Genomic DNA, 26,217 nt, shown 5'->3' on the forward strand with positions numbered 1-26,217 from the left:
CTGTTGTTGATTCTTCTGTTGTTGAAGATTCAGGCGCTGTTGTTGATTCTTCTGTTGTTGAAGATTGAGCAGCTGATGATGATTCTTCAGTCGTTGAAGATTGAGCAGCTGATGATTCTTCTGATGCTGAGCTTTGTGCAGTTGATGAAGCTTGAGTAGCTTGTGCTTCAGCTTCTGCTTGTTCGCGTGCTTCTTTTTCAGCTTTTTCTTGTGCTGCTTGTTGACGTGCTTGTTCTGCTAGACGTTGTTGTTCACGAATGCGTGCTTGTTCTGCTTCAGCTTCTGCTTTTTGGCGGTTCAAGTCAGCTTTCTTGTCTTCAGCAGTTGCTTGTTCAGCAGCTAATGAAGTTTTCAGTACGTTCAAATCAGCTTGTTTAGATAAAAGATCGCCCTTTTGAGATTCCAAAGCAGCTTGGTTTTCAGCTAATTCTTTTAGTTTAGCATCGTTTTCAGCTTTTTTGTCTTCTACAGCTTTTTTATCTTGTTTTTGTTGTTCCATCAAGTCGTTGTTTGCTTTTACCATCGTTGTCATTGCTTGAACGCGTCCGATAGCATCTGCTAATGAATCAGCATTCAATACAGCATCAATATAGTTTGAGCTTGTATTGCTTACTTGTGCTTCACGTGCTTGTTTTTGGATTGTATCTTCACGTTTTTCAATACGTTCTTGTAAATCTGCAATATCTTTTACTAATTGTGCAGATTCTTGACGCAATGTGTCTTGTTTTGCTAATAGATCTTGTGCTTGTGTGTTGATTTCAGAAACTTGGCTTTCTAGGGCATCGATTTGTGATTGTGCATCTGCTTGTTGGTTTTTCAAGTCTGCAATCTTTTGATCTTGTTGTTGTATCTGAGAATCAAAATCGTCCGCCGCGGCAGCGATCGGTGATGCTACGGCAGTCAAGGTCATTGAACATACCATTACTGCTGATATTAAACTCTTTTTCACTCTTCATTCCTCCGACTGGCTTAATTTAATAAATATCTAAATATATTTAAGTCTTTCTTAACGATATAAAAATTGTACCATAGCAGTATGTCAGCGATATAATAGTTATGTTACAAAAATGTTTCAAAACAACCTCTAAAAATGACAAAACTGTTCGTTTCAGAAAATAATCATGAAAAAGGCATGCTAAGACGGGCTTTTTTTAAGATAACAATAATTCTTTTTTACTTTCAGACGAAAAACAAAAAAAGAAATTATTCATCACTGAATAATTTCTTAAATGGAAAAATGAATAATACAAAAATAATCATGTTCAACAGTAGTGTAGGCCCTAAGAACCTTGTAATAAAATACGTGTTATTTACTACTGCTAGTTTAAAAATCAATTGGACCACCATCGTAAACAGTTCATAACCCGTGACAAAGATAATCATACTGAAAAATTCAGTAAAGATGTTGACGTGGATGACATCTTTCATTACGTACATCAACCATACGATTAAAGGGAGAGCTACTGCATAGATACCGATAACACCGATATAGTAAGCATCATAGACTGCACCGAGAACAATCGTGGTGATTAGCAAATAGCGTTTTTCAAATGCCATACTACAACATAACAATGCCAAGATCAGAAAGTGGGCATTTGACATATAGCTGCCTTTCGACCACTCTCCTAGCATTCTTGTTAAATGGCCATCTAGCAACATCAAAAAGAAAAGAACGATTGGCAGATAGTACTTCATTGTTTCTTTTTTCAACATGGACTAATCCTCCGCTAGCCGTTGGACAATCGTCACAACTGACACATCATACATTTCTGCATAAGGTTTCACATACACTTCCCGATCCAGACCATAACTGTCTGGTTTCGTTTTGATAACCGTACCGATCGGCAAGTTAGCTGGAGAATTTCCTCCAAGACCGGATGTCTGAACAACATCCCCTTCTTTGATATCCGTATCACCAGTCAATTGGGTCACCACTAATGCATGGAGTTTTTCATCATAGTTTTTAAGCAAACCGAATGCTTCGCCATTAGCCGAAGATACCCGTACTGGAAAATGATTGGAGCTTTCGTTAGAGGATGACAGTAATTCGATTTTAGACGAAGCTGTATTGACTTCGATCACTCGGCCAATCAATCCTTTTTGCGACATGACTGCCATATTTGCTTCGATACCGTCTTTAGAACCCTTGTCTACGATCAGCATGTCCTGCCAACTATCTGGTGAACGAGTAATGACATTTGCCGTTACTTTTTCGTAACTCGTCAGCGTTTGGTTCAAATCAAGTTCTTTTTTCAAAGATTCGATTTCTCTCTCGTAATTCTTGTTTTGCTGTGCAACGTCATCATAACTATCGATTTTTTCTTTTAGCCGCTCATTTTCGGCATAAGTTGAAAAAAGACTATGGACAGAATCTACTCCGTTTCTCACCCACCGTACTGGGGCAGAAATTGTTTTATCAACCATTGCAACACTGTCATTAACGATGGATTGGAAGAAATTAGGCTTTCCTTCATTCGCTCGCTGTGCAGCGGTCACACTTAGTATCGTCACCACGATGATAACAATAACCAAGGTAATAATAATATTTTTATTAGGATTGAACTTCTTCACAAAGACACCTCGAATTAATTAGACTCTTGTGTTCAATTTTATCACTAAATGCCGGGAAACAAAAGGCAAGTTGCTCCTCTTAAGCTTTTTTTTAGTAAATAATAGATTCTGTCATTTTTAGCCTGAAAGACAAAATTTTTCCTTTTGTTCATTGGTCAGTCTTTGCTTTGAATAACTGCAATCATACCATCTGAAAAAGAAAATTCAGCGGTATCTGAAAGAAACTCGTTACTTGCATAAGATGTCGGGTATTCAACTGCTTTATTTTCCAATACATACTTACTGCCTTTCAATGTAAGATCCGAGACGGGCGTCAAACAGCAATAAGCTAGATACTTCATACTTGGAACCTGTCTTACTATATGCTTTCCAGGCAAATAATAAGCCAAATAATTTTGACGATCTCTAATAATAAGCTGATGGGCAAACGGTTTGAAGCGAGGTTCCAGACCTAACCAGAGATTGGCTAAAAGATGATCCAATCTTCCGCCTGTGGCGCCGATCAAAGTGACTTCAGCTTGCGGATAACGTTCAAATGTCTTTAAGATCCCCAATTGTGTATCTGTATCGTCTTTTTCTGCGGGTGAACGGGCATACTCTTTGGCTTTTGCAAATACTTCCTCCTGCTCTTCGTTCGACAATGAATCAAAATCACCTACTGCCAGATCTACTGGGTAGCCTGCTTGAAGCAGATACAGCGCACCACGATCTATTCCGACATAGGCATCGTATTTGGTCAGTAGAGGCTGCGGCCAGTTTTCCGGATTACCTCCAGCAGCTAATAAAATTTTCATTTAATCTAATGCCTCTTTTAACCGTTCGATTTGTCCGACTGGATTTTCGGCTCCATAGATATATGATCCTGCAACAAAGACATCCGCCCCTGCATCTTTACAGACTTTTGCTGTTTCTGGAACGATTCCTCCATCTACTTCGATTGCATAAGACCAATTGTTCTCTTTACGTAGATCAGCGAGTTCTGCGATTTTTTCTACCGTTTCTTCAATAAAGCTTTGTCCGCCAAACCCCGGATTGACAGTCATGACTAGCACTTGATCAGCCAAAGGCAAAACATGTTTGATCATGGAGACTGGTGTCCCTGGATTAATAACTACTCCAGCTTTGACACCTAAGCTTTTTGTCATTTGGAGTGCCCGATGGATATGAGGAGTTGCTTCTACATGGACAGTAATGATATCTGCTCCAGCTTTCGCAAATGCTGGAATGTAATTTTCCGGATCAACGATCATCAGATGAACGTCTAGCGGTAATTTAGTGACAGGTCGGATTGCCTGAACAATATTTGGCCCTAACGTGATATTTGGGACAAATTGGCCATCCATGACATCTACGTGGATGTAATCTGCGCCTCCTTTTTCTACTAACTCAATATCTCTTTGTAAATTGGCAAAATCTGCGCTCAAAATGGATGGTGCTATTTTCATTCTTGGTTCCTCCTATTTTCGTTTACCTTCTTTTTTCGTATACATGGGTTTTCTTTTCTCGATTTCTTGTAAGAATTGCAAATAATTAACGTAACGTGTCTGTGCGATATCACCTGTTTCTACTCTTTGTTTCACTTCACAGCCAGGTTCTTTGGCATGCATGCACTCTCTAAATTTGCAATGGGCAGAAGCTTCCACAAATTCCGGAAATTGTCTTGGCAATTCTCCTGCTTCGATAGTCAAAAAGTCAATCGAGCTGAATCCTGGTGTGTCTGCTACTAATCCATCATAGATAGGGAGTAGCTCCACATGCCGTGTTGTATGCCGCCCTCTTCCAAGTGCATCAGAAATCTCTCCTGTTGCTAAATTCAGTTCTGGAGATATTTGATTCAGTAGTGTTGATTTTCCTGCTCCAGACTGTCCCATGAAGACCGATAGCCGTTCTGGAAAGTAACGAATCAGTTCTGTCGTGTCACCCGCATGATTGGGTACAATCACTGGGTAGCCTATCTTAGTATAGGTTTGTTTGATTTCTTCGATTTTTTTCGGGTCGTCTGACAAGTCGGTCTTCGTCAAAAAAATGAGCGGTTCGATTGATTCATATTCCAAGGTAACTAGAAAGCGGTCAAGCAGATTATAAGAAAATGCAGGTTCCACGATACTTGTGACAATGATTCCAAGATCAACATTTGTGACTGGCGGGCGAACTAATTGATTTTTTCTCGGCAAAATTTCCAGAAGATAGCCGTCTGTTTGATTTTCACTCTCAAAGATTACCTGATCTCCGACAAGCGGCGTGATTTTCCGATTCCGGAAATTCCCTCTTCCTCTTGTTTGATAGGTCTCTCCGTCTGCGTATACATAGTAAAAACCGCTGATTGCTTTTCTGATTTGTCCTTTGATAAGTGCCACCTCCGTTTTTGTTTATTTTACCATATGAAAAGGAAAGTAGGTGTCGTTCCACGCAAACTTCTCAAAGTAAAAGGCTTGAAAACTAATCAAAAGGGATAGAAAACACAAAAAAGGAACTGTGACACAGTCCCTTTTTCCGAGTAAACGGTGTTCCAGAAGTAGCTTCTTCGAAAAATAAGCCGAAATTTCACAAAAATTTGAGAATCAATTTTCGTAAATTCCTTCTTATTTCTTGAAGCTGATCACTTCTGTCACAACCTCTTTGTTCTATTTTATTAAAAACTTACTTTGAGCTTTCTGAGGTACTATCTGATGAACTTGCAGTGCTGGAAGATTCTTCTTTGGAAGAGCTACTCGTACTGCTAGAGCTACTTGAGCTGCTAGAACTGTCTGAAGAATCTTTCTCAGAACTAGAAGACACTGGGTCTGATCCTTTAGAGTAAATCACGTTTACAACCATTCCTTTGGTAATCGTCGTACCTGCCCCTGGCACTGTACGGATTACTTTGTCCTTATCCACCGTACTTGAATATTCAGAAGTCTCATGACCGATATATTCTGCACCAATACTAGCCAAATAACTTTGTGCTTCGCTTTTTGTATAGCCGGAGATGTCATTCAGTTTAGGTTCTGTTCCTTGGCTTACGACAAAACTGATGTAAGTTTCTTCTGCTACAACTTCACCTGAGGCTGGATCCTGACTAATGATCGAACCCGATGGCACAGTGTCGCTATAGTCATAAGTAGCACTAATGTTATTGATATTGAATCCTTGTGTAACAAGCCAATTACGGACAGTTTCGTAGTTTTCTCCTACATGACTACTCAAAGTCACTGTTTCTGGTCCTTTGCTGACTGTGAAAGTAATCGTGTCTGTTTTAGGATCGACTTCTGTATCTTCTGATGGAGATTGCGAAATGATCATTCCGCTTTCTACCTCTGAACTGAATTCCTCTTCTTTTTGAATCAAATCAGCAGAAAATCCTAATTCTTTCAAACTTGCTTCAGCATCTTCATAACTTTTACCACTGTAATCATCTAATTTGATTTTTTTCGTGCCACTGCTGATATAAAGAGTGACTTCGCGTTTTTGCTTGACTGTGGTTCCCGCTGCAGGGTCTGTCTTCACCACATTGCCTTCTTCGATTTTGTCATCTGCAATTTCTTCTGTTTTTGTTGCTACTTCTAATTTCGCTTTTGCGAGTGTTTCTCTGGCAGAAGCTTCAGAAAGATCAGAAACATCAGGAACAACAACTTCTCCTCGTCCGCCAGAAGCAAAGAATACAGCTGTTCCGATTCCTAAAACAGCGAGGACAGCTAACAGGATCAGCCACCATTTTTTCTGTCCTTTCTTTTTAGGGTCAGGCAGATCTTCTTCCTCTACCGGCAATGTTTCGTTTCTCGGTTCGTCTTTTGGCAGAGGCATAGATTTGAATGAATCCGGCATTGGTGTATCTGCTGCAAGCGGTGTGATAACTTTTGTTTCGTTATCCATCGCATGAGGTTGCCATTTTTCTTCGTTTGCACGAGCTGGTGATAATACTGTAGAAAGATCATCAGACATTTCTTCGGCTGACTTGTAACGGTCTGCAGGTTCTTTAGCCGTCGCCCGTAAAATCACATTTTCCAGTGCTTGCGGTACATTTGGATCAAGTGCCTTTATGGATGGAAGATCATCTTGGAAATGTTTTAAAGCAATCGTCACAGCAGATTCGCCGTCAAACGGCACGCTACCTGTCAGCATCTCATAAAGAATGATCCCTAAAGCATAAATATCTGACTGCTTCGTTGCCATACTCCCTCTTGCTTGCTCAGGAGATAGGTAATGAACAGATCCCAACATCGTATTCGTCTGTGTGATCGATGTTTCAGATAAAGCAATAGCAATCCCGAAATCCGTGATTTTTACTACACCTTCGTTATCGATCAATACGTTTTGGGGTTTCAAATCTCGGTGGATGATTTGATGGTTATGAGCTAAAGAAATAGCAGAAAGAATCTGCTGCATAATATTTACTGCTGTTTCATAAGGAACAGGATAATGTGTTTGGATATATCGTTTCAAGTCCATTCCTTTGACGTATTCCATCACTAGATACTGCATATTGTCTTCTTCACCAACATCGTAAACACTGACAATATTTGGATGAACGAGTTCTGTTGCTGCTAAAGCTTCTCGCTGAAATCGTCGAATCGCGGTTTGATCATTTTGAAAGTCGAATCGTAAGACTTTGACTGCTACATCTCGATCCAAGATCAAATCGTGCGCCAAAAATACATTAGCCATCCCACCACTACCGATATTCCCCGTGATTTGATAACGGCCATTTAATTTTTTTCCCAACTCGATCATACACAGTCCTCCTTATATTCGATAAGAAGAACGGTGATATTATCCGCTCCGCCTGCTTCATTGGCACGATCAATCAGCTCAGTTACTTTATGGGATAACGGGCCTTCTTGATTAATGATCGTTCCTATTTCTTCTTCAGATAGCATATTCGTCAAGCCATCTGAACATAACAGCAAGCGATCTTTTAGCTGCCAAAGATGAGTAGAAACATCTACTTCGACTGTTCCTGGCATGCCGACAGAACGTGTTAAAATATTCTTTCTTGGATGGTTCACTGCCATTTCTTCGCTGATTTCCCCTGATTTGACTAGTTCGTTAACTAAAGAATGATCCTCTGTCAATTGCATGATTTTATCTTCGCGAATCAAATACGCTCTGCTGTCGCCAACATTCGCAATCGTGAACCAGTCATCTGACAGAGCTGCCGCTACGATTGTTGTTCCCATACCGTTATATTCCGGCTGTTCTTGTCCTCGCTGATAAATCAGCATATTTTCCTCTTGAATCGATTGAATGAACCACTGGGCGATTTTTTCATCGTCGGCAGCTTCTTGTTCTTCCCAAGCTTCGCCTAGATTTGTTACCGCCATTTGACTAGCAATGTCTCCAGCACGGTGCCCACCCATCCCATCTGCTAATACAGCAAGCTTGAGACCTGAACGGCTAGTAAATACACTGGCATAGTCTTGATTGGTGTTACGTCGTCTTCCTACATCTGATTGATATTCAATCTGCATTTTTTCACCTCATTACTTTTTGCGCAAACAACAAATGAAAAATCCATCTGTGTAAAACTGATGCGGATACAAAGTCAACATTTTCTCTACGATTGATGATTGTAGCATAGGATTGGTCAAAACATCAATCCTCTCAAAATCAGGGTGTCTTTCCAAGAAAGCAGAAACAACGTCTTGGTTTTCTTCTTTTAAGATCGTACAAGTACTATAAGTCAGAATACCGGAAGACTTTAAAGCTGGTGCGCAGCTTTCTAAAATTTCCAATTGGATTTTTGGTAAATTCGCTAATTCATCCGGCTGTTTTTTATAACGGATATCTGGTTTTCGCCGAAGGAGCCCGAGACCTGAACAAGGCGCGTCTACTAAAATCCGATCGAACTGCTCTGGTTCAAACTGCTTGCTGACTTCTCTAGCATCCATCTTTTGAGCGTAAACAGCAGAAGAGACACCCAGACGTGTTGCATTTTCTTCAATGAGTTTGACTTTGTGTTCATGTACATCTAAAGCAATCACTTCCCCACCGCATGAAGGATCCAAAAAAGAAGCAATATGTGTCGTCTTACCTCCGGGTGCTGCACAGGCATCTAAGACATGATGTTCAGGCTCGATTTGCATAGACGGCGCTACAAGCATCGAACTTTCATCTTGGATCGTCATGACGCCATCGTGGAACAATGAGCTAGAAGCTAAATGCCCTTTTTTCGCTACTATACCGTATGGACTGACTTGGCTTTTTTCAGCTGAGATCTCTTCTTCTTGCAAAACAGTGATGGCCTGATCTCTGGAAAGTCGGCGTGTATCTACTCGGGCACTAGCATGGCTAGGCTGATATAGCGATAAACCGAGCTTTTCAGTTTCTTCGTAACCGATTTGATCCACCAACCGTTTCGTCATCCATAGAGGCAGGCTGATTTTGACAGAAAGTCTTTCGATAGGATCAGCAATGCCTTGCAGATCTGGTGCTCCTTGACGCTGATAATTCCTCAAAACACCATTTACAAATTTTCCTGTTCCAGGATTTCCTTTTACTTTCGCGATTTCGACCGCCTCGTTTAAAATAGCATGTGCAGGGACTTTATCTAAAAATTCTAATTGATATACAGAAAGATACAGAAGCGTCTTGACCCAGTCATCCACTTTTTTTGCTTTAGCGATCAATGATGCAACGTAAAATTCCAATAGTCGCTGATGGCTAATCGTACCGTAGATCAATTCTGTAAATAGACCCACGTCTTTTTGATTTAGCTCGCTTTGTTTGATCATCTCATTCAGCAAAAGATTCGAGTAGGCGCCGCCCTTGTTCACTCGCTCTAATGTCAGTAATGCCATATATCGTACAGATTTTTTCATTTTTTTAGGGATTTTTTTCATTATTTCACCTGCTGACCAATCTGAACTTGCTGACCGCTTCCGTTAAGAAAATCGTGTACGGCTTGTTTTCCTTTACCAGCTGGCTGTAATTCATTGATGGCTAACACGGTCTGGTTACCGCAAGCAATCCATAGATTTTTTTTGTCTTTTCGGATGATCGTGCCTGGTGCTTCGTCTGTACTTTCTGCCAGTACTTCAACCGATAATAATTTCCAGCGTGTACCTTCATAGGTCGTGAATGCAATCGGCCAAGGACGCATCCCGCGTACTTGGTTGTCGATTTCTTCTGCAGTTTTATGCCAATCGACCGCTTCTTGTTCACGTGTGATGTTTGGCGAAAAAGTGGCTTTTGACTCGTCTTGAGGGACTGGTTTTTGTCCATTCAAAATATTAGGCAATGTTTCTAACAATAGCTTTCTTCCTAAAAGGCTGAGCTTTTCAAACATCGTCCCCACATCATCTTGTTTAGTGATTGGCATGCTTTCTTGCGCATAGATTCCGCCTGCATCCATTTTTTTGATCATTTCCATGATCGTTACACCAGTTTCTTCCTCCCCATTCATGATGGCATAATGAACAGGCGCACCTCCCCGATATTTAGGAAGTAAAGAAGCATGGACATTGATTGCCCCTAATTTTGGCACTTGCAATAACTTTTCAGGCAAGAACTGGCCAAACGCCGCAGTGACGATCAAATCAGGTGCCAATTCAATGATTTCTTCCATTTCTGGCGAACCGGAGATTTTCTCTGGTTGCAACACACGGATACCGTGCTTTAGAGCAGCTTCTTTTACCGGTGTCGGCGTAATTACTCGTTTCCGCCCAACTGGACGGTCGGGCTGTGTGACTACTGCCTGGATCTCGTAGCCTGATTCTATCAGCCCTTCAAGAATTGGCACAGAAAAAGTAGGTGTGCCCATAAATACTAACTTAGTCATCAAGATGTTCCTCCATATATTCTTCAAGTTCTTCTTCCGGGATCTGCTGTACCATTTTCTCAATGAACAGAATACCGTCTAAGTGATCGATTTCATGCTGGAAGGCACGGGCTAAATAGCCGAAAGCTGTCACTTCTATCTCTTCTCCATCGCGGTCATAATAGCGTACAGTCACTTCATCTGCTCGCTTGACTGTTCCATAGACATGCGGGATACTGAGACAGCCTTCTACGTCCATGCTTTCACCTTTTGCTTCAATGATTTCTGGGTTTATCAGTTCGAATTTTTCGCCTTCATCTACTTCGATCACAGCGATTCTTTTGTTTTGTCCTACTTGAGGAGCAGCAATCCCTATTCCGTCATTCGCAATCATCGTCTCATATAAGTTGTCTAACAAAGCAATCGTTTCGTCCGTGATCACGTCGATTGGCTGAGCAGGTATTTTTAATTTATCATTAGGGTGGATCAATATAGGATAGCGCATAAGTTGGTCCTTTCTTAAATAAAGTTTAATGGTTCGTTGTCAATTGCCACAAAAAGACCTTGCCGCTGTTCTTTCTGGCTTCCATTCAAGATTTCATCCAAAACATGGGGCAGATTCGGTTCATGTTTATATTTGATGATCAGTTGATAATAGTATCGATTTTTCACTCTCAAAATCATGCTGGGTGTTGGTCCTAGTAACAAACTTTGAGGACTTAATACTTCTTTTAGTTGATTGGCAATCTGAAAGATTTTCTTTGCCGCCACTTGTTCTTCAGGATGGCTGGCAGTTATTTTCACAGTAAAGTAATAAGGAGGGTAGCCTCCTCGATGCCGTACATGCATTTCCTGCTGATAAAACTGTTCATAGTTTTGTTTTTTAGCCAATTCTATGGCGTAATGCTGAGGATTGAACGTTTGGATCACGACTTCGCCTGGTTTTTCCGCTCGTCCTGCTCGTCCTGAAACTTGGGTCAGCAATTGGAATGTATGCTCGCTAGAACGAAAATCCGGTAAATTCAGGGAGGTATCGGCATTCAACACGCCAACTAATGTGACTTCTGGAAAATCCAAGCCTTTAGCGATCATTTGTGTCCCTAATAAAATATCTGCTTCTTTTGCACCGAATTTTTGTAAAATCTGTTCGTGTGCCCCTTTTCTTCGGGTGGTATCTACATCCATACGCAAAATCCTAGCTTGCGGATAAAGTTCTCGGAGTTCCTCTTCTACTTTTTGGGTGCCTGTCCCATAGTAACGGATTTTGTTGCCCCTACAATTGGGACAGCGATTAGGAATAGGTTCTTCGTGTCCGCAATAATGACAGCGCATCGAACGTGTATCCATATGCAAGGTAAGAGAGATATCGCAATTAGGGCATGGGAGAACAAATCCGCAGTCTCTGCACATCACAAAAGACGAATATCCTCGACGATTGAGCAGTAGGACAGTTTGTTCTTTTTTGTCTAACCGATCTTGTATCTTTTCCTGCAAATTAGCAGAAAAAGTAGAGGTCCGATGATTCTGAAACTCTTCACGCATGTCTACGATCTCAATAGCTGGAAGTTGTGCAGCTACTTTGGCTCGGTGATTCAATTGCAATAACTGATAAACGCCTTTTTGAGCTCGTGCTCTTGATTCCAAAGAGGGCGTCGCACTTCCAAGGACTATTGGGCAATGATGGTACTTACTGCGCCAAATAGCTAAATCTCTCGCATGATAACGCGGCGTCTCATCTTGTTTATAACTTGATTCATGTTCTTCATCGATAATGATCAATCCTATATTTTTCAGCGGAGCAAAAATAGCAGAGCGTGCGCCTACTACTACTTGTGCTTCTTCACGCTCGATCTTGCGCCATTCATCATATTTTTCACCTTGGGAAAGTCCGCTATGTAAGACCGCAACAGATTCACCGAAGCGTCCTTTGAATCGCTCGACCATTTGCGGAGTCAATGCGATTTCAGGCACTAACATTATAGCCGTTTTATTTTCTGACAAAACATCAGCGATTGATTGAAGATATACTTCTGTTTTTCCACTACCGGTGATTCCCTCTAGCAAAAAGACCTGATCTTTTTGTTGCTGACCTGCTGTGATGATTTGTTCGACAGCATTTTTTTGTTCTGTATTCAGTTCCAATGCCGTCGTTTGGTCAAATACTCGGTCTTGATAAGGGTCGCGATAACGTTCTGATTCTACAAACTCCAGCCAGCCCTTTTCTTTTCCTTGATTCAAGACAGCAGTACTGATTTCTTTATCTTTGAAATAAGCGATTGGTTCTTCTTGGCTCAGTTCAGATAAACACAAAAGAAGCTCTTTTTGTTTCTTGGCATTTTGCCGTAATTTTGCCCATTCTTCTTCGATTTGCTTTTCAGTTAATAGGGAACGGACCAAACGAATTGTTTTTACTTTATTTCGTGTATGGACTTCGTATTTGATATCTACTAATTGCTCTTGGCGCCAACGAATCAATTGAGAAAGGCTGCCTTCTTCTTCTGCTTCTTTCCAGGAAATCACTTCCCGTTGACCAAACAATGCCTGAATTTCTGGTGTATCTGCCAAAGGATAGATCAATTTATCATATTCTGCTTTCATCACACTCGGAAGCATCGTTTGTAGACAAGTGATTTTGAATGCATAAGTGATTTTTTTCATGTAATCAGCTAATGAAAGTAATTCTTCATTGACCACCGGAGCAAGGTCCAGCAAACGGATCACTGCCTTCAACGATGGGTTAGCTGATTCTTCTGATTTTTGGATAGCCATAACAAATCCTTGGACATGACGATTGCCATTACCAAAAGGGACCTCTACCCGCATCCCGACTTGCAAAGCTGTTTCCATTTCAGAGGGAACCAGATAGGTGAATGGCTGATCGGTCTGCATAGTAGGTACGTCCACAATGACTTCAGCTGTTAATGTCATGGTTCGTTTCCTCCTTTTTTTGTCTTTTCATATCAAGCGACAAAAAGTTCCTTGCCTATTTTACTAGAGATCGCTGGATTTGTCTTATTTTCTGCCAAATCCTAACAAAAAATTAACAGCAGATAAGAAAAAAAAGAACTGTGTCAAAAAGTTCAGACACAGCCTTTTCTACCAGACAATAAGTGGCGAATGTTTGAAAAGGAAACAGCTGGGTTTGCTTTTCTTTTTAGATGTTCGCTCTACTTTTCTTTATTACATTTTTTGCTCTTCGCGGATACGTGATTCCAATTCGTGTTGTTCACGCTCTTTTTGAGCTTGACGTTCCTCTTCTTCCATCTTCAAACGTTCACGTTTTAATTCAGGATGAGGATCATTGACTACATTCCCTGCATCGATTTCTTCTAAAGCTTGACCAACGCTTTTTACTGAATCAAAAGAATCTAGTGTAGGTTGTGCACTTGCATCCAACTCATGTGCGCGTTTGCTTGCTAAAATTACTAGAGAATATTTTGAATTTACACGATCTAATAGTGAGTCAATTGAAGGTTTTAACATCATAAGACTACATCTCCTTTAACATTTTAATATATTTACCGATTACGCGATCTACTCGAAAATGTTCACTGGCAATAATGTGTTTGATTCGTTCAACTGCTAGCGGCACTTCATCATTCACAACAGCATAGTCGTAAAGAGCCATCATTTCGATTTCTTCTTTTGCAACTTTCATTCGTTCTTCGATTACTTCGTCTGCATCTGTTCCTCGGCCTACGATTCGTGATTTTAATTCCGCTAAATCTGGCGGAGTCAAAAAAATGAATACACCATCGGGCACTTTTTCTTTGACTTGTTTTGCTCCTTGGACTTCAATCTCCAAGAAAACATCTTTTCCTTCATCCAATGTCTTGTTGACATATGACAAAGGCGTTCCATAATAATTCCCGACATATTCTGCGTATTCCAGCATCTCTCCAGCTTCGATCATTGATTCAAACTCCTCTTTGCTTCGGAAGAAATAATCAACGCCTTCGACCTCCCCTTCACGCATTTTACGGGTAGTCATTGAGATTGAATACTGAAAATCATTATCCTCACTCTCAAAAATTGCTTTTCGTACTGTGCCTTTTCCTACACCGGATGGACCAGACAACACGATTAATAATCCACGCTCTGACATGACGACGTCCTTTCAACTAGTCTTTTTGTACTTATCGTTTATTTTGCACTTTTTTTCTGCAACTTTCAAGGTTATCTTTAATTATAGCTAGAAATTGGTAAAAAAGCTACCCTGTACCAAGAGGTCGTGAAAAAGCTGTCCTGCATCAAGTAATAAGAACGACCAAACATAAACAGCTTCTCATGTTTTTCGTTTGGTTGGGCTTATTACCGTAGATGCAAGCTTTTGAACGCCGTGTATGAGAGGTCGTGAAAAAGCTGTCCTGCATCAAGTAATAAGAACAGCCAAACAAAAATGGCTTCTCATATTTTTGCATAAATTTGGCTCCATACCGAGAGAATGGTTTTTGAACATCACTTATTCAAAATAAAAAAAGGTTGTGACACGAATTTTGTCACAACCTTTAAATGTATTCCTAGAGCAAATAAGCTAAGCGAAGAAATTCAATTCTGATTATTTATTGTATTTCTTTGTTCAGCATCCTTGCTAAAAGCCCATATTGGACAAAGTATTCACTACACCCATGATCTCATCTTTTCGAGAACGTGCTTTTTCTGTCGGATCTTCTACCTCTTCTGTGTCGATTCGAACAATAAATTTCCGATTCATCGTCACGTAAGCACCGTCGTTGATCAAAATAAACAGTTCGTTCTCATTATAGTCTGCACAGGCATCTTTCCATACGTCAAAGCCGTTTTTTTCAGAAGGGATATCCCGTTTAACAACAGTTTTTCCACTTAATTCGTGGAACGTTACGTCATAGTATTTCATTGTCTCAACCTCTTTCGTCATTCAATATTTTGGACCTGTTCTCTGATTTTTTCTAAGATCGTCTTGGATTGGACGACTTGATTTTTAATTTCGATTGCGTTTGATTTGGAACCGATCGTGTTGATTTCCCGATTCATTTCCTGGATCAGAAAATCTAATTCCCGACCTACAGGACATTGGGCCTCGATAAGTTCATCTAGTTTTTGGACATGGATTGCCAAACGATCCAGTTCCTCGTGGATATCTCCACGTTCCAGCAAGATAGCCAACTCCGTCAGCAACCGTTGCTCATCCACTTTCGCTCCAAGAAATTCCTCCAGCTTTTTTTGATACCTTAATTGAAACTCCTGTTCATAGACGTCTACAAAACTATTGAGTTTTTTTAGTACTTGTTTGAATTCTTCCGTGTTCTTTTTCAGCACCGAAGCTAAGGCTTGTCCTTCTTTTTCTCGACTGGCTTCAATAGAATCAAGTGCACTTTTCAATGTATCTAGAGCTAACTGTGCCAATTCTTCCATGCTCTCTTCCGGTTTTTCTTCTACCGTTACGAAGTTTTCATCCAGCGCGAAGCGTTCCGCCAGCCGACGAATTGACACTTGATTTTGACTCCCGTATCGTTGTTGAATCCCGTCTGTCAATTGGGTGATAAGTGAATCAATCAATTCCCAATTGATGACGATCTGCTTTTCGTTTTTGCCAATATAAGCTAGATTCACAAATACCTCGATCCGTCCGCGGCTTAACTGCTGTTTGATAAGCTGCCGAAAATCGTTTTCAATAAAATTCAGGATTTTAGGACTTCGTATTTGGACATCTAGAAAACGCTGATTGACACTTTTTATTTCGATATCTAGCTGATATGCTTTTGTTTCGCGGATGGCTTTGCCAAAACCAGTCATACTTTTCATTCGACAGGGTCCTTCCTCATTACATATTTTCTATTGCTTTTTGCAGTTGTTCAAACTCTTCGTTCGTCAGTGTCAGCCCTTTCCCCATCTTTTCATGGTCGGGTGCCCAATCTCGAAGATCGAATTTCGGCGGACGACCATTCCAGCTGACTAAGTTCAGCTCTTTACGCCATCCTTTGTTGTTTTCTGATAAAACAGCGATTTCTTCTACGATTTCATATGAAAATTCTTGTGCCATGGTTGTTCCTCCTTGAGATAATATAAATATAGGATCAGTAATGTGTCAACTGGCTGTTCAAGCAGTTCACGCTGCAAACGATCCTTACATTTTTCTTGCAGCAGTTTTTCAAAATAAACGGCTTTCGTGCGTTCATTTTGTATTTTCTGCTGATATTTTCGATACCTCCGCCATTCTTCTGTACTTAATTGACCAACTTGTGCCAATAAATCGTCTGGCATACTTTTTCTATCTTGTTGGCAGATCATTTGAAACATCCAATCTACCTCATAGACTTTGTTTGGCAATAAAAAATGTTTTTTTGCTAAAAGTTCCAGCATCGCCAGTCCGCATGTTTCTGGTTCGACCCTGTTCTTATATATATTACGCAGTTTTTGCCAAAATTTTATGGTTTTGAAAAAAGATAGCTCTAACTGAAGTTCTTTTATTAAGTAAGATAAAAATCCACGCCAGCATGTTCCTGCTTGTTTGACAGAATCAAATGTATACCAATTCCCGTAATAACAGCCTAATCGTTTTTTCATTTCCAGATAGCCTAATTGTAAATTTAATTGGTTTCTTTGGCTATCAAAAAGCAGAAAGCTGCCAAGCGTCCACAATGTTTGACATCTCCAATGGATAAACGTATCTGGCACACGGATTCTTTTCACTGGCCCTGGTCCTTGCACATCCACGACAAACGCCTCTGTTGCGCCTTCGTTAATCGCGATGTCAATAGGGATTTTGTTACGAAATCCACCGTCTGCGTATTTATTTTTTCCGATCTTTCGGTAAGCCATAGCAGGATAAAATGAAGCAGAGGCAAGTATCCAATCTGGTATTTCTTCTGTTTCTGTCTGTTGGATAGCAGTCACTACTTCCGCTAGTTCTGGCAATTTAGTAGACACCGTGTATAAACGTATTTTGGAATTGTATTTGAGCAAAGACAAATCTAAATTTTCCTTGACCAGCTTTTCCAATGGCGCAGACGAAACCCCACCTTCAACTAGTGCCGTTTTCGTCATTTGGCGTCTTTCTTGATAGAAACGTTCACGCAAGTCTTCAACGGCAGCCATTTCTGGCAACGCAAGCACTTGTCTTGTTGATAGCTTTTTCCATAAACCCACAGCTTTTTCCATGTCTCCTTGTAAAATCAATGCGCCGTTCAGCGCACCTACCGAGGTCCCAGTAATGATTTCAAAGCGGATGTTATGTTCCTTCAGCGCCTGCCATACACCAATCTGATAGGCACCGTGTGCTCCCCCTCCTCCTAATACAAGTGCTGTGTGATAGACCAGCTTTTTATTTAGTTTCATGGTTCCTTGATAGCCGTTTTTATGAAAAATACGCAACCATTCTTCTGATAGAGGAGATTGAAATAAAAAACAACAGTTTTCTTTAATAAAAAAACGAGCACAAGCTTCCATATGCTGAAAAAGTTTTTGCCATTTAAAAGTTTCGCCTTCGATCAGCAAGTTGTTAAAAATAACATCTTCTCTACTTTTATCAATAGTAAAATAGATGGTATATTTTTTTGATACTGCTTCAAAGGCACATTGCTTTTTTGCAGAACGCCAAAATGCTTCTCTACTTTCTTGATGGCTTTGAAAAAACGGAAGAGGTTGTTTTGCTTGGTTGATACGCGAATACAGCGACATTTTCTGTGAAAAGTAAACTTTTTTTATCTCCATCGCTTTCTCCTTTTTCTTCAAGTATACCAGTACGTCGAAAAAAGGTCATGAGTATCGTATTCGACTTTGGATATTCCATAAGAAAACAATTCATAAAACCACCTTTAAATAAAAAATACAAAAATTAATTGAAAATGAGAGTATTTTCAATGAAAACGTGATTTTGTAATGGAATTTTAAAATAAAAGAAACAAGCTTTTTTTATGCAAATGTTGTAAAATAAAAGAGATTAAGAGGAAATAAGAGGAGGAACATGATGACTGAGTCAGTTTATGTACATATTGATACCACAAGTAATGCTGTTTTAACAAAAGGACTGACTGCTACTGATTTTGCAAACAGTATCGTGCATTTTCCTCAAAACTTGCTCTTACTCGATCCATCTGCTTCTGCTGGAGAATACGAATCTCATACAGGGCTGAAAGTAATCCGTGGTACAGAAAATATCCAGCGTTTCTTTTCCTCTTCTCGAAACAGGCGTGGATTCGATGAATTGAAGTGGATTGACTTTACTGATTTAACGATGCTGAAAGAATTGACACCTTTAGAAATTTCAGAATTGTTATATTTTGGCCATATGAAAACACATCTCCACTCACCATTTTTTTATAAGCTACAAAATAATTTCGTGTACTTCGACCTGAACGATCAATTGAACCGAATTTATTATCGCTATTTAGATGAATTTTACAGGATTTTTGCTAGTAAATTAAGTTCTATCCTGTCAGATAAGATCAATGTAAAAAAATCCTTTTTCAAAAAGGAAACACCTGTTGAAAAAATCAGTGTGGAATTATTGAAAGAAATGCGTAATTTAATGCAGGAAGGGATCATTTTTTCTTTTGATCAAGTTGGTTTGATCGATGACGAATACCGTATTCCTATTTATGTGATTGAGGACTATATTTGGAAATTGAAAGGTACTCGGTATCGGGAAGAAGAAGTCGTCGCTACTTTAATCTACTCTGTCAACGATCGGCGCTGGCAATTGGTAGAAGATGCCGGTCTTTCTTATCTGCCATTGAAGTGAATCTATTTCTTGCCGAAAAACAAAAAGGAAACAAGAAACTAGGACATGATTCTGTCTCAAGTTTTTTGTTTCCTTTTTATTTAAAGATTCTGTCGTTTATCTGGCACAAAAAGTGATGGAATCGTTTGTTGGATCCCTAATAAAACGATCATCGTCACAATCGCTGTGCTCAACCCGCTAGCACCATTCATTACGAAAGAAAAGAGCCAAGGATTCATTCCCCATAGTGCATAGGCTCCCCAGAAAACAACTCCCGCAATAAAATGCCAAAAATATCTGGAAAGTGCGCCAATCAATGCACCAAACACTATGTTTTTTCTGATTTGTTTCGTATTTCCATCTGCATAGCTTTTTTGGACATTTGAAGCCATGAGCCCTGCTGCACCTGCAAAAGTATAAGCAATCGGATACTCAATCAACACTTGAACGACACTTAAATAATAAACTTGTCCCAACGGAAAGTGTAAGATCCCCCAAATGAAACCTGCTAGCATACCTGCCTTTGTCCCTCTTCTTAATGCAAAAAGCGTCAACGGAATCTGCCCCAATGAAATAGAAAAACTGCTGCCAATCTGGATTGGTATCAATGACAGCACCATCGCTAACGCTGCAACAATCGTTCCTTCTACCCAAACTCTATTTTTTCCCATAAAAAAACTTCCTCCTTTGAATAAAAAAGTCACAAAGGAGGAAGCAGCTTTCGAAAAATTTCAAATAGCTGTTTTTTCACAATTCCTACGCTCGCATAACCGAAACAGGTACGAAGGGTTTAGAAATAGATTCAATCTCAGCCCAATTGGACTCCCCTTTGTGAGTTTATTTATTATTTATTTTTTGTTTCAAATAATGGACTAACTGGTTTGTTTTCATGGATACGTTTGATTGCATCTCCCATTAATCCGCCAACACTTACTTCATCGATTTTATCGATTTTACGATCTTCTGGAAGATAGATCGAGTCTGTGACAACTAGTCGCTCGATAGCTGAATCTTCTATTCTTTGTAAAGCAGGACCAGATAATACTGGATGGGTACATGAAGCATACACACTTGTTGCACCAGCTTCTTTCAAAGCATTGGCAGCCAACGTGATCGTACCTGCTGTATCGATCATATCGTCGATCAGTACACAAGTTTTACCTTTGACTTGTCCAATGATGTTCATTACTTCTGCAACATTTGCTTTTGGACGGCGTTTGTCGATGATCGCAATCGGAGATTTCAAGAATTCCGCTAATTTACGTGCTCGTGTAACGCCACCGTGGTCTGGTGAAACAACGACAACATCATCACCTTTGATTCCTTTTTCCAAGAAATAATTAGCAATAAGTGGTGCACCCATCAAATGATCGACTGGAATATCAAAGAAACCTTGGATTTGGACTGCATGAAGGTCCAAAGTCAGCATTCGTGTTGCACCGGCTTTTTGGATCATGTTTGCTACTAATTTCGCTGTGATTGGTTCCCGTGCACGTGCTTTACGATCTTGACGCGCATAACCATAATAAGGCATGACTACGTTGATTGTTTTCGCACTTGCTCGTTTCAGTGCATCAATCATAATCAGCAACTCCATCAAGTTATCATTGACTGGGCTGCTCGTTGATTGGATCACATAGACATGCGATCCACGAATACTTTCTTCAATGTTTACTTGAATTTCTCCATCACTAAATTGAGTAACAGATGATTTTCCTAACTCGACACCGACTGCTGCTGCAATTTTCTCTGCTAATGGGCGATTGGAATTTAACGCAAAAATTTTTAATCTTGGGTCAAAGTAATGTTTTGACATGGGGACCTCCACTTTCTTTTTCACAACTCTAGAATTCTACCTAATAAATAGTAGTCATATTTTTTAAATAAATCAAGTGATTTTGCAAAAGTCTTAGTTTAGATAAGGGAGTTTTTTTGCATATCCTTCTTTATTGACTTGTCTTGCTCTCGCAATTGCCAACGCATATTCTGGAATATTGTCTGTAATTGTTGACCCGGCAGCAATCGAACTGTTTTTAGCTACCTCGACAGGTCCGATGATATTCGTGCTAGAACCAATAAAGCTGTGGTCACCGACAGTCGTATGATGTTTGTTCTTTCCATCATAGTTGACGAAGACAACACCACATCCGACATTGATCTCTTCTCCCAACGTAGCATCACCAACATAAGTCAAGTGACCGACTTTCGTTCCTTTGCCGATTTGAGCATTTTTCACTTCCACAAAGTTTCCGATATGGACGTTTTCGCCAATTTCAGCTTTTGGTCGTAAATGTGCATAAGGTCCCACATCTGCATGTTTCTTGACATGGCTGCTTTCAATGACTGAGTTTTCAATGACGACGTGATCCTCAATCCTACTGTCTACGATTTTTGAATGTGCCCCGATGACACAATCAGAACCGATGACTGTATTGCCTTGGATTTGTACACCTGCTTCGATCAATGTGTCTGGACCAATCTCTACGCCTGCATCGATGTATGTCGTTGCTGAATCGACAAAGCTTACGCCATTGACCATATGCATCTGGTTGATCCGCTTTCTCATGATCTCATTTGCTTTAGCTAACGCGATTCGATCATTGACTCCCATTGATTCTTCGAAATCATCTGTTTGATAAGCAGCAACTGTATTGCCTTCTTCTTTTAAGATTTCGATGATATCGGTCAGATAGTATTCACCTTGAGCATTGTTTGTTCCGACTTTGCTTAACGCATCGAACAAAGCTTCGTTGTCAAAACAGTATGTTCCTGTATTGATTTCTTGTACAAGTGCTTCTTCTGGTGTTGCGTCTTTTTGTTCCACGATTTTTTCTACGATCCCAATATGATCACGAATGATCCGACCATATCCTGTTGGGTTTTCTGCTTGTGCCGTCAAGATTGTCGCACTTGCATTTTTTCCTTGGTGATATTCAAAAAGATTGTTCAGCGTTTCAGTAGTCAATAACGGTGTATCGCCACTGATAACTAACGTCGTTCCTTTTTTTCCTTCCAAGAAAGAAGCGGCTTGCAAAACAGCATGTCCTGTTCCCAATTGTTCTGCTTGTAACGCATATTTACTGCGTTCTCCTAGTTGTGCTTTAACTTGTTCTGCTCCGTGTCCAACGATCGTAATCACTTCATCTGGTTTCGTTTCACTGACCCGATTAATGATATGTTCTACCATAGGTTTACCAGAAACGGGATGTAAAACTTTATATAATTTTGACTTCATGCGGGTACCTTTCCCTGCCGCCAAAATAATTGCATAACGTGCGTCCAACTGCGTCACTCCTAAATATAGTTTGCTGATTTCAGTTTATCCCAGTATACCCATTTTTTCAACAAAACAAGTGATTTTCTTTTATCCCAGCGTTTTCTGGATAAAAAAATAGATAGACCATAACGGGCCTATCTATTTGGTAACCAGTGCTCTCCTGCCAACTCCTCGGTCACAAGTCACACTACTCATAAAACATGAAAAGCTGTTTTTTGAAATCGTTTCTTGTGACTTAGAGTTAAACGGTAGGCTTACAACCTCTTCATTAAACGGTTTTCAATCAGCTGACCTTCGGTATTAGCTCAATAAACGGCAAAATATGAGGAGCAATTTTTCCGTTTATTGAGCTAATACTCAGGACAGGACGCTGATTTCACAACCTCTAGATAAACGGTGTTCAAAAGCCAGTTTCTCGGTATTAAGCCAAATTTATGAAAAAATGTGGAAAGCCCTTTTCACAAAATTTTTCTTACTACTCGAAACTAAGCGGCTTTTTCACAACCTCTTATTCTGAAAAATAATTTCCCGGCACAACCGTAATATTTTTCGTTTGAGTATCTACATCTTTGACATAAAGCAGTGACGTATAATCATCGATGGCGCGATGACCGTTGAATTTTGATTCGGCAAATACAGTGATGCCAACAAGTTCTGATTCGAATTCTTCAATCAAGCTCTTCATTCCGTTGACTGTTCCGCCGCCTTTCATGAAATCATCCACTACAAGGACACGTGAACCACGTTTCAAACTTCTCTTAGACAGTTCCATCTTTTCAATTCTTTCAGAAGATCCAGACACATAGTTGACACTTACTGTTGATCCTTCTGTTATTTTTGAGTCCCGGCGTACAATAACGAATGGCGCATTCAGATAATAGGACACAGCTTGGGCAATAGGTACGCCTTTTGTGGCTACAGTCATTACAGCATCGATTTTTTCACCAAGGTATTTAGAAGCAATGATTCTTCCAACTTGACGCAGCAGTTCAGGTTCTCCTAACAAATCAGAGAGATAAACATATCCTCCTGGAAGCAGACGGTCTTGTTCTGATAGACGTTCTGCTAGAGATTCAATATATTTTTTCGCCTCTTCATATGAAATTTCAGGGATGAACAATACACCACCTGCAGCACCTGGGATTGTTTCCAAGGTTCCATACCCTCGTTCTTTAAATGTTTTCTTGATGATTCCCAAATCTTCACTGATAGAAGATTTAGCAGATTCATAACGTTCGGCAAAGCTTGTTAAGGAAATCAATTCATGCGGGTGATTCAATAAATACTGTGTCATGTCAACTAGACGTTCACTGCGACGTACTTTCACCTATTCCAACTCCTTTTAAGAAATTTTATCGTTTTACATTATATAAGTTTTTCTTCAAAAATTCGAGCATTTTATGAAAAAATAAGAAAATAGTTCGGTATTTATTAAAATAAAAAGAAGCCTATAAAAAATTTTTCGTTTTTATAAGGCTTCTTTTCTTTATAATTTAGTTATTTTTTCTTCTGAAGGCAACCAATATTCGTTTGATGATATTTACAATCAGGAACAAAGCAATAAAGACTAATGTGATTGTTGCTCCTGGAGGTGTATCTAGATAAAACGAGCTAGTTAGTCCTGACAGCATCCCTAGAAATCCTACACAAACACTGATAGCAATCACGACATTGAAGCTTTTGCCTAATCGCATACCGATTGCTGCGGGAAGAACCATGATTGCGGATATCAAAAGTGCACCGGCAATCGGGATCATCACAGCAATAGCCACACCAGTAATCACATTGAACATCATCGACATCAAATGAACGGGTAGCCCATCCACGTGGGCGGTATCTTCATCAAAAGTCAGAACATACATCGGCCGTTTGAATAAAAAGAACAATATACCGATGGCAACGAATAAGATTCCTAAAAAGATGACTTGCTCCCATGTAATGGTCACGATCGAACCAAACAGATAGGATTGGATACTTGTTGCTGAATTCCCTCCGCTCAAATTCATCAATACTAACGCTAGCGCCAAACCACCAGCCATTAAAATGGCAATGGAGATTTCTGAATAGGTTCGGTAGATCGTTCGCAGATACTCCAATATCACAGCTGCTAATACAACGACTAGCATGGTCGTAAGTGTAGGATTAAGGTTCAAAAAGAATCCTAACGCTACCCCTGCTAAAGAGACATGAGAAAGCGTATCAGCCATCAGCGATTGTCTTCTGATCACTAAAAACACACCTAGCATCGGGGCGATTCCGGCAATGAAGATAGCGGCAAGAAACGCTCTTCTCATGAATTCATATGAAAGCAACGCCATTGAGAATCCTCCTTTCTCACCAGTCGGATCTGTCTGTCCGCATACTGTTTGATATCTTCATGATCATGGGTGATCATTAGAACTGATTTCCCATGGACATGCGCACTATGTCGGAGAAGACGATAAAATTCATTTCTGGATTCTTCATCCATACCTGTTGTTGGTTCATCAAGAACAAATAAGTCAGGGTCAGTAGCAAAAATACGCGCTAAACTGATTCGCTGCTTTTGTCCGCCAGACAATTCACCTATTCGCCGATTTCGCATATCCCACATCCCTACAGCTTCTAAAGCACGCTGTACATGTTGATGATCTTTTTCAGAGAGACGCTTGAACCAGCGGCCTCTTGGATATCTTCCTGAACGGACTAATTCGATCACCGTACTAGGAAAACCTGCATTGAAAGATGCAACTTGTTGAGGAATATAACCGATACTTAATTTTTTTCCTTCTTGATTTTTCTCAGCAATCTTTATCATTCCTTTTGAAGGTTTCAGTAATCCTAACGATGCTTTCACCAAGGTTGACTTGGCTGCTCCATTTTCTCCAGTTAAAATGACAAATTCACCCGCATCTACATGATAAGAGACATCTTCTAGTACAGGTTCATCATCATAGTAAAAGGTCAAATCAGATATTTCGATATAACGCACCTTACAACCTCCATTCTAAAACTTAATTGATACTTTCTTTTAAAGCTTTCAGATTTTTTTCCATGACAGAAATATAATTTTCGCCTGCTTTGATTTGTTCATTAGTCAAGCTTTCTAAAGGATTCAACACTTCTAGCTTCACTCCTGTTTCATTCGACAATGTCTCAGCTACCTTCGAAGAGGCATTTTCTTCAAAATAAATCACTTTGATGTTGTTTTTCTTCACAAATTCTTTTAGTTCAGCTAAGCGGCTTGGTATGGGTTCCTGATCTGGTGAAACGCCCGAAATCGCTACTTGTTTTAAGTCGTATTGATTCGCTAAATAAGCAAAAGCAGCATGCTGAGTGACAAATGTGCGGTTTGTTGCATCTTTTAGCCCATCGGAGTATTTTTGATCCAGTGCTTCAAGCTTTTTGATATAAGCATCGGCATTCTTCGTAAAAGTTTCCTTTTTATCTGGATATTTTTCGCCTAATTCTTCAGCAATCGTTCTGACTTCTTTTATAGCTAATACCGGATCGAGCCAAACATGTGGATCGTATTCATGTGAATGACCATGCCCTTCTTCTGATTCTTCATGTTCGTCTGCTTCTTGCGATTCTAAACGGTCGATTCCTTTAGCTGCTTCGATCATCAAGGTCTGTTTGCTATCCACTGAATCCTTTAATGAATCCACGAAAAATTCCATGTCTGAACTATTATACACGAAAACATCTGCATCGGAAATTTCTGCTCTTTCTTTTGCACTTGGTTCGAAATCATGCGGCTCCGTTCCAGCAGGGATCAAAAGTTTCACGTTTCCTTCATCCCCTACGATTTCTTTTGTAAAATCATACATCGGATAAAAAGTCGTAACGATCGTCAAATCCTCTTTTTTGTCTGCTTCCTTGTTCATATTTCCACATGCTGCAAACAGTAAAGCACCTATCATTACCGTAGCTGTCAAAAGATATTTTTTCATT

General features: G+C 40.0%; 26 protein-coding genes and 1 riboswitch. Of the genes, 1 reads left to right on the top strand and 25 read right to left on the bottom strand.

Annotated elements, in window-relative coordinates:
* The 18 genes from A5849_RS00110 to A5849_RS00195 all read right to left on the bottom strand — a co-directional run.
* Positions 1 to 949, bottom strand: a 949-nt coding sequence (locus A5849_RS00110) for a coiled-coil domain-containing protein (protein WP_373404762.1), incomplete at its 3' end; no start/stop codon positions are given.
* A 254-nt stretch (positions 950 to 1,203) separates the two neighbouring features.
* Positions 1,204 to 1,713: a rod shape-determining protein MreD gene (gene mreD / locus A5849_RS00115; protein ID WP_002310417.1), complete on the bottom strand. Its 510-nt coding sequence runs from the start codon at positions 1,711 to 1,713 to the stop codon at positions 1,204 to 1,206.
* A 3-nt stretch (positions 1,714 to 1,716) separates the two neighbouring features.
* Complete coding sequence (gene mreC, locus A5849_RS00120) at positions 1,717 to 2,571, bottom strand: rod shape-determining protein MreC (protein ID WP_002316855.1); 855 nt, start codon at positions 2,569 to 2,571, stop codon at positions 1,717 to 1,719.
* A gap of 155 nt (positions 2,572 to 2,726) precedes the next feature.
* Positions 2,727 to 3,365: a thiamine diphosphokinase gene (locus tag A5849_RS00125; protein WP_002335302.1), complete on the bottom strand. Its 639-nt coding sequence runs from the start codon at positions 3,363 to 3,365 to the stop codon at positions 2,727 to 2,729.
* Positions 3,366 to 4,016 carry a ribulose-phosphate 3-epimerase gene (gene rpe / locus A5849_RS00130; RefSeq protein ID WP_002310420.1) on the bottom strand — a complete coding sequence of 217 codons (651 nt, stop codon included), beginning with the start codon at positions 4,014 to 4,016 and terminating at the stop codon, positions 3,366 to 3,368.
* A 12-nt stretch (positions 4,017 to 4,028) separates the two neighbouring features.
* Positions 4,029 to 4,928 carry a ribosome small subunit-dependent GTPase A gene (rsgA, locus tag A5849_RS00135; RefSeq protein WP_002310421.1) on the bottom strand — a complete coding sequence of 300 codons (900 nt, stop codon included), beginning with the start codon at positions 4,926 to 4,928 and terminating at the stop codon, positions 4,029 to 4,031.
* Positions 4,929 to 5,211: 283 nt separating this feature from the next.
* Positions 5,212 to 7,281, bottom strand: coding sequence for a Stk1 family PASTA domain-containing Ser/Thr kinase (gene pknB, locus A5849_RS00140; protein WP_002310423.1), 2,070 nt, complete (start codon positions 7,279 to 7,281; stop codon positions 5,212 to 5,214).
* A complete protein-coding gene (locus tag A5849_RS00145) occupies positions 7,278 to 8,018 on the bottom strand; it encodes a Stp1/IreP family PP2C-type Ser/Thr phosphatase (RefSeq protein WP_002310425.1) in 741 nt (246 codons plus the stop codon). The genes pknB and A5849_RS00145 overlap by 4 nt, the downstream gene beginning before the upstream one ends.
* A 12-nt stretch (positions 8,019 to 8,030) precedes the next feature.
* Positions 8,031 to 9,389, bottom strand: a complete 1,359-nt coding sequence (rsmB, locus tag A5849_RS00150; protein WP_002314334.1) for a 16S rRNA (cytosine(967)-C(5))-methyltransferase RsmB — start codon at positions 9,387 to 9,389, stop codon at positions 8,031 to 8,033.
* On the bottom strand, positions 9,389 to 10,327 hold the full coding sequence (gene fmt / locus A5849_RS00155; protein ID WP_002344841.1) for a methionyl-tRNA formyltransferase: 939 nt from the start codon (positions 10,325 to 10,327) through the stop codon (positions 9,389 to 9,391). The genes rsmB and fmt overlap by 1 nt, the downstream gene beginning before the upstream one ends.
* Positions 10,320 to 10,811, bottom strand: a complete 492-nt coding sequence (gene def, locus A5849_RS00160; protein WP_002310429.1) for a peptide deformylase — start codon at positions 10,809 to 10,811, stop codon at positions 10,320 to 10,322. Before def ends, fmt begins: the two co-directional genes overlap by 8 nt.
* Positions 10,812 to 10,825: 14 nt before the next feature.
* The gene (gene priA, locus A5849_RS00165; protein WP_002310430.1) at positions 10,826 to 13,234 is read right to left on the bottom strand and encodes a primosomal protein N'; all 2,409 of its coding nucleotides are present in this window, start codon (positions 13,232 to 13,234) and stop codon (positions 10,826 to 10,828) included.
* Between the two features lie 252 nt (positions 13,235 to 13,486).
* Positions 13,487 to 13,792: a DNA-directed RNA polymerase subunit omega gene (gene rpoZ, locus A5849_RS00170; RefSeq protein ID WP_002287365.1), complete on the bottom strand. Its 306-nt coding sequence runs from the start codon at positions 13,790 to 13,792 to the stop codon at positions 13,487 to 13,489.
* A 4-nt stretch (positions 13,793 to 13,796) separates the two neighbouring features.
* Positions 13,797 to 14,411: a guanylate kinase gene (gene gmk, locus A5849_RS00175; RefSeq protein ID WP_002293062.1), complete on the bottom strand. Its 615-nt coding sequence runs from the start codon at positions 14,409 to 14,411 to the stop codon at positions 13,797 to 13,799.
* A 486-nt stretch (positions 14,412 to 14,897) separates the two neighbouring features.
* Entirely contained in the window at positions 14,898 to 15,182 is a 285-nt protein-coding gene (locus tag A5849_RS00180; RefSeq protein ID WP_002287356.1) for a hypothetical protein, read from the bottom strand.
* Positions 15,183 to 15,199: 17 nt separating this feature from the next.
* Complete coding sequence (locus tag A5849_RS00185; RefSeq protein ID WP_002293063.1) at positions 15,200 to 16,090, bottom strand: YicC/YloC family endoribonuclease; 891 nt, start codon at positions 16,088 to 16,090, stop codon at positions 15,200 to 15,202.
* Between the two features lie 19 nt (positions 16,091 to 16,109).
* Positions 16,110 to 16,328 (bottom strand): YdbC family protein, encoded by a 219-nt coding sequence (locus tag A5849_RS00190; RefSeq protein ID WP_002293064.1) that lies wholly within the window; start codon positions 16,326 to 16,328, stop codon positions 16,110 to 16,112.
* Positions 16,298 to 17,998: a patatin-like phospholipase family protein gene (locus A5849_RS00195; RefSeq protein WP_002345656.1), complete on the bottom strand. Its 1,701-nt coding sequence runs from the start codon at positions 17,996 to 17,998 to the stop codon at positions 16,298 to 16,300. The genes A5849_RS00190 and A5849_RS00195 overlap by 31 nt, the downstream gene beginning before the upstream one ends.
* A 256-nt stretch (positions 17,999 to 18,254) precedes the next feature.
* On the opposite strand from A5849_RS00195, the gene A5849_RS00200 reads away from it, so the two are divergent.
* Positions 18,255 to 19,028 carry a hypothetical protein gene (locus A5849_RS00200; RefSeq protein ID WP_002293067.1) on the top strand — a complete coding sequence of 258 codons (774 nt, stop codon included), beginning with the start codon at positions 18,255 to 18,257 and terminating at the stop codon, positions 19,026 to 19,028.
* Positions 19,029 to 19,108: 80 nt separating this feature from the next.
* On the opposite strand, the gene thiT is transcribed toward A5849_RS00200, so the two are convergent.
* The 7 genes from thiT to A5849_RS00235 all read right to left on the bottom strand — a co-directional run bounded on the left by thiT (position 19,109) and on the right by A5849_RS00235 (position 26,216).
* The gene (gene thiT / locus A5849_RS00205) at positions 19,109 to 19,678 is read right to left on the bottom strand and encodes an energy-coupled thiamine transporter ThiT (RefSeq protein WP_002293068.1); all 570 of its coding nucleotides are present in this window, start codon (positions 19,676 to 19,678) and stop codon (positions 19,109 to 19,111) included.
* Between the two features lie 65 nt (positions 19,679 to 19,743).
* Positions 19,744 to 19,846: riboswitch (TPP riboswitch) on the bottom strand.
* A 5-nt stretch (positions 19,847 to 19,851) separates the two neighbouring features.
* A complete protein-coding gene (locus A5849_RS00210) occupies positions 19,852 to 20,823 on the bottom strand; it encodes a ribose-phosphate diphosphokinase (protein ID WP_002287347.1) in 972 nt (323 codons plus the stop codon).
* A 93-nt stretch (positions 20,824 to 20,916) separates the two neighbouring features.
* Positions 20,917 to 22,290 (bottom strand): bifunctional UDP-N-acetylglucosamine diphosphorylase/glucosamine-1-phosphate N-acetyltransferase GlmU, encoded by a 1,374-nt coding sequence (gene glmU / locus A5849_RS00215; RefSeq protein WP_002298200.1) that lies wholly within the window; start codon positions 22,288 to 22,290, stop codon positions 20,917 to 20,919.
* A gap of 502 nt (positions 22,291 to 22,792) precedes the next feature.
* The gene (gene purR, locus A5849_RS00220; RefSeq protein WP_002287345.1) at positions 22,793 to 23,611 is read right to left on the bottom strand and encodes a pur operon repressor; all 819 of its coding nucleotides are present in this window, start codon (positions 23,609 to 23,611) and stop codon (positions 22,793 to 22,795) included.
* Between the two features lie 166 nt (positions 23,612 to 23,777).
* Positions 23,778 to 24,602 (bottom strand): metal ABC transporter permease, encoded by an 825-nt coding sequence (locus A5849_RS00225; protein ID WP_002287344.1) that lies wholly within the window; start codon positions 24,600 to 24,602, stop codon positions 23,778 to 23,780.
* Positions 24,575 to 25,255 (bottom strand): metal ABC transporter ATP-binding protein, encoded by a 681-nt coding sequence (locus A5849_RS00230; protein WP_002287343.1) that lies wholly within the window; start codon positions 25,253 to 25,255, stop codon positions 24,575 to 24,577. The genes A5849_RS00225 and A5849_RS00230 overlap by 28 nt, the downstream gene beginning before the upstream one ends.
* Positions 25,256 to 25,277: 22 nt before the next feature.
* The gene (locus tag A5849_RS00235) at positions 25,278 to 26,216 is read right to left on the bottom strand and encodes a metal ABC transporter substrate-binding protein (RefSeq protein WP_002335300.1); all 939 of its coding nucleotides are present in this window, start codon (positions 26,214 to 26,216) and stop codon (positions 25,278 to 25,280) included.
* Position 26,217 lies beyond the last annotated feature (1 nt).

It is taken from the genome of Enterococcus sp. 10F3_DIV0382 (assembly GCF_002140245.1).
Lineage (GTDB): Bacteria > Bacillota > Bacilli > Lactobacillales > Enterococcaceae > Enterococcus_B > Enterococcus_B lactis.

Excerpts from the sequence above, each read along its gene's own strand:
- mreD (WP_002310417.1), bottom strand. The coding sequence starts at position 1,713 with ATGTTGAAAAAAGAAACAATGAAGTACTATCTGCCAATCGTTCTTTTC.
- A5849_RS00125 (WP_002335302.1), bottom strand. The coding sequence starts at position 3,365 with ATGAAAATTTTATTAGCTGCTGGAGGTAATCCGGAAAACTGGCCGCAG.
- rpe (WP_002310420.1), bottom strand. The coding sequence starts at position 4,016 with ATGAAAATAGCACCATCCATTTTGAGCGCAGATTTTGCCAATTTACAA.
- pknB (WP_002310423.1), bottom strand. The coding sequence starts at position 7,281 with ATGATCGAGTTGGGAAAAAAATTAAATGGCCGTTATCAAATCACGGGG.
- A5849_RS00145 (WP_002310425.1), bottom strand. The coding sequence starts at position 8,018 with ATGCAGATTGAATATCAATCAGATGTAGGAAGACGACGTAACACCAAT.
- rsmB (WP_002314334.1), bottom strand. The coding sequence starts at position 9,389 with ATGAAAAAAATCCCTAAAAAAATGAAAAAATCTGTACGATATATGGCA.
- fmt (WP_002344841.1), bottom strand. The coding sequence starts at position 10,327 with ATGACTAAGTTAGTATTTATGGGCACACCTACTTTTTCTGTGCCAATT.
- def (WP_002310429.1), bottom strand. The coding sequence starts at position 10,811 with ATGCGCTATCCTATATTGATCCACCCTAATGATAAATTAAAAATACCT.
- priA (WP_002310430.1), bottom strand. The coding sequence starts at position 13,234 with ATGACATTAACAGCTGAAGTCATTGTGGACGTACCTACTATGCAGACC.
- rpoZ (WP_002287365.1), bottom strand. The coding sequence starts at position 13,792 with ATGATGTTAAAACCTTCAATTGACTCACTATTAGATCGTGTAAATTCA.
- gmk (WP_002293062.1), bottom strand. The coding sequence starts at position 14,411 with ATGTCAGAGCGTGGATTATTAATCGTGTTGTCTGGTCCATCCGGTGTA.
- A5849_RS00180 (WP_002287356.1), bottom strand. The coding sequence starts at position 15,182 with ATGAAATACTATGACGTAACGTTCCACGAATTAAGTGGAAAAACTGTT.
- A5849_RS00185 (WP_002293063.1), bottom strand. The coding sequence starts at position 16,090 with ATGAAAAGTATGACTGGTTTTGGCAAAGCCATCCGCGAAACAAAAGCA.
- A5849_RS00190 (WP_002293064.1), bottom strand. The coding sequence starts at position 16,328 with ATGGCACAAGAATTTTCATATGAAATCGTAGAAGAAATCGCTGTTTTA.
- A5849_RS00195 (WP_002345656.1), bottom strand. The coding sequence starts at position 17,998 with ATGGAGATAAAAAAAGTTTACTTTTCACAGAAAATGTCGCTGTATTCG.
- A5849_RS00200 (WP_002293067.1), top strand. The coding sequence starts at position 18,255 with ATGACTGAGTCAGTTTATGTACATATTGATACCACAAGTAATGCTGTT.
- thiT (WP_002293068.1), bottom strand. The coding sequence starts at position 19,678 with ATGGGAAAAAATAGAGTTTGGGTAGAAGGAACGATTGTTGCAGCGTTA.
- A5849_RS00210 (WP_002287347.1), bottom strand. The coding sequence starts at position 20,823 with ATGTCAAAACATTACTTTGACCCAAGATTAAAAATTTTTGCGTTAAAT.
- A5849_RS00225 (WP_002287344.1), bottom strand. The coding sequence starts at position 24,602 with ATGGCGTTGCTTTCATATGAATTCATGAGAAGAGCGTTTCTTGCCGCT.
- A5849_RS00235 (WP_002335300.1), bottom strand. The coding sequence starts at position 26,216 with ATGAAAAAATATCTTTTGACAGCTACGGTAATGATAGGTGCTTTACTG.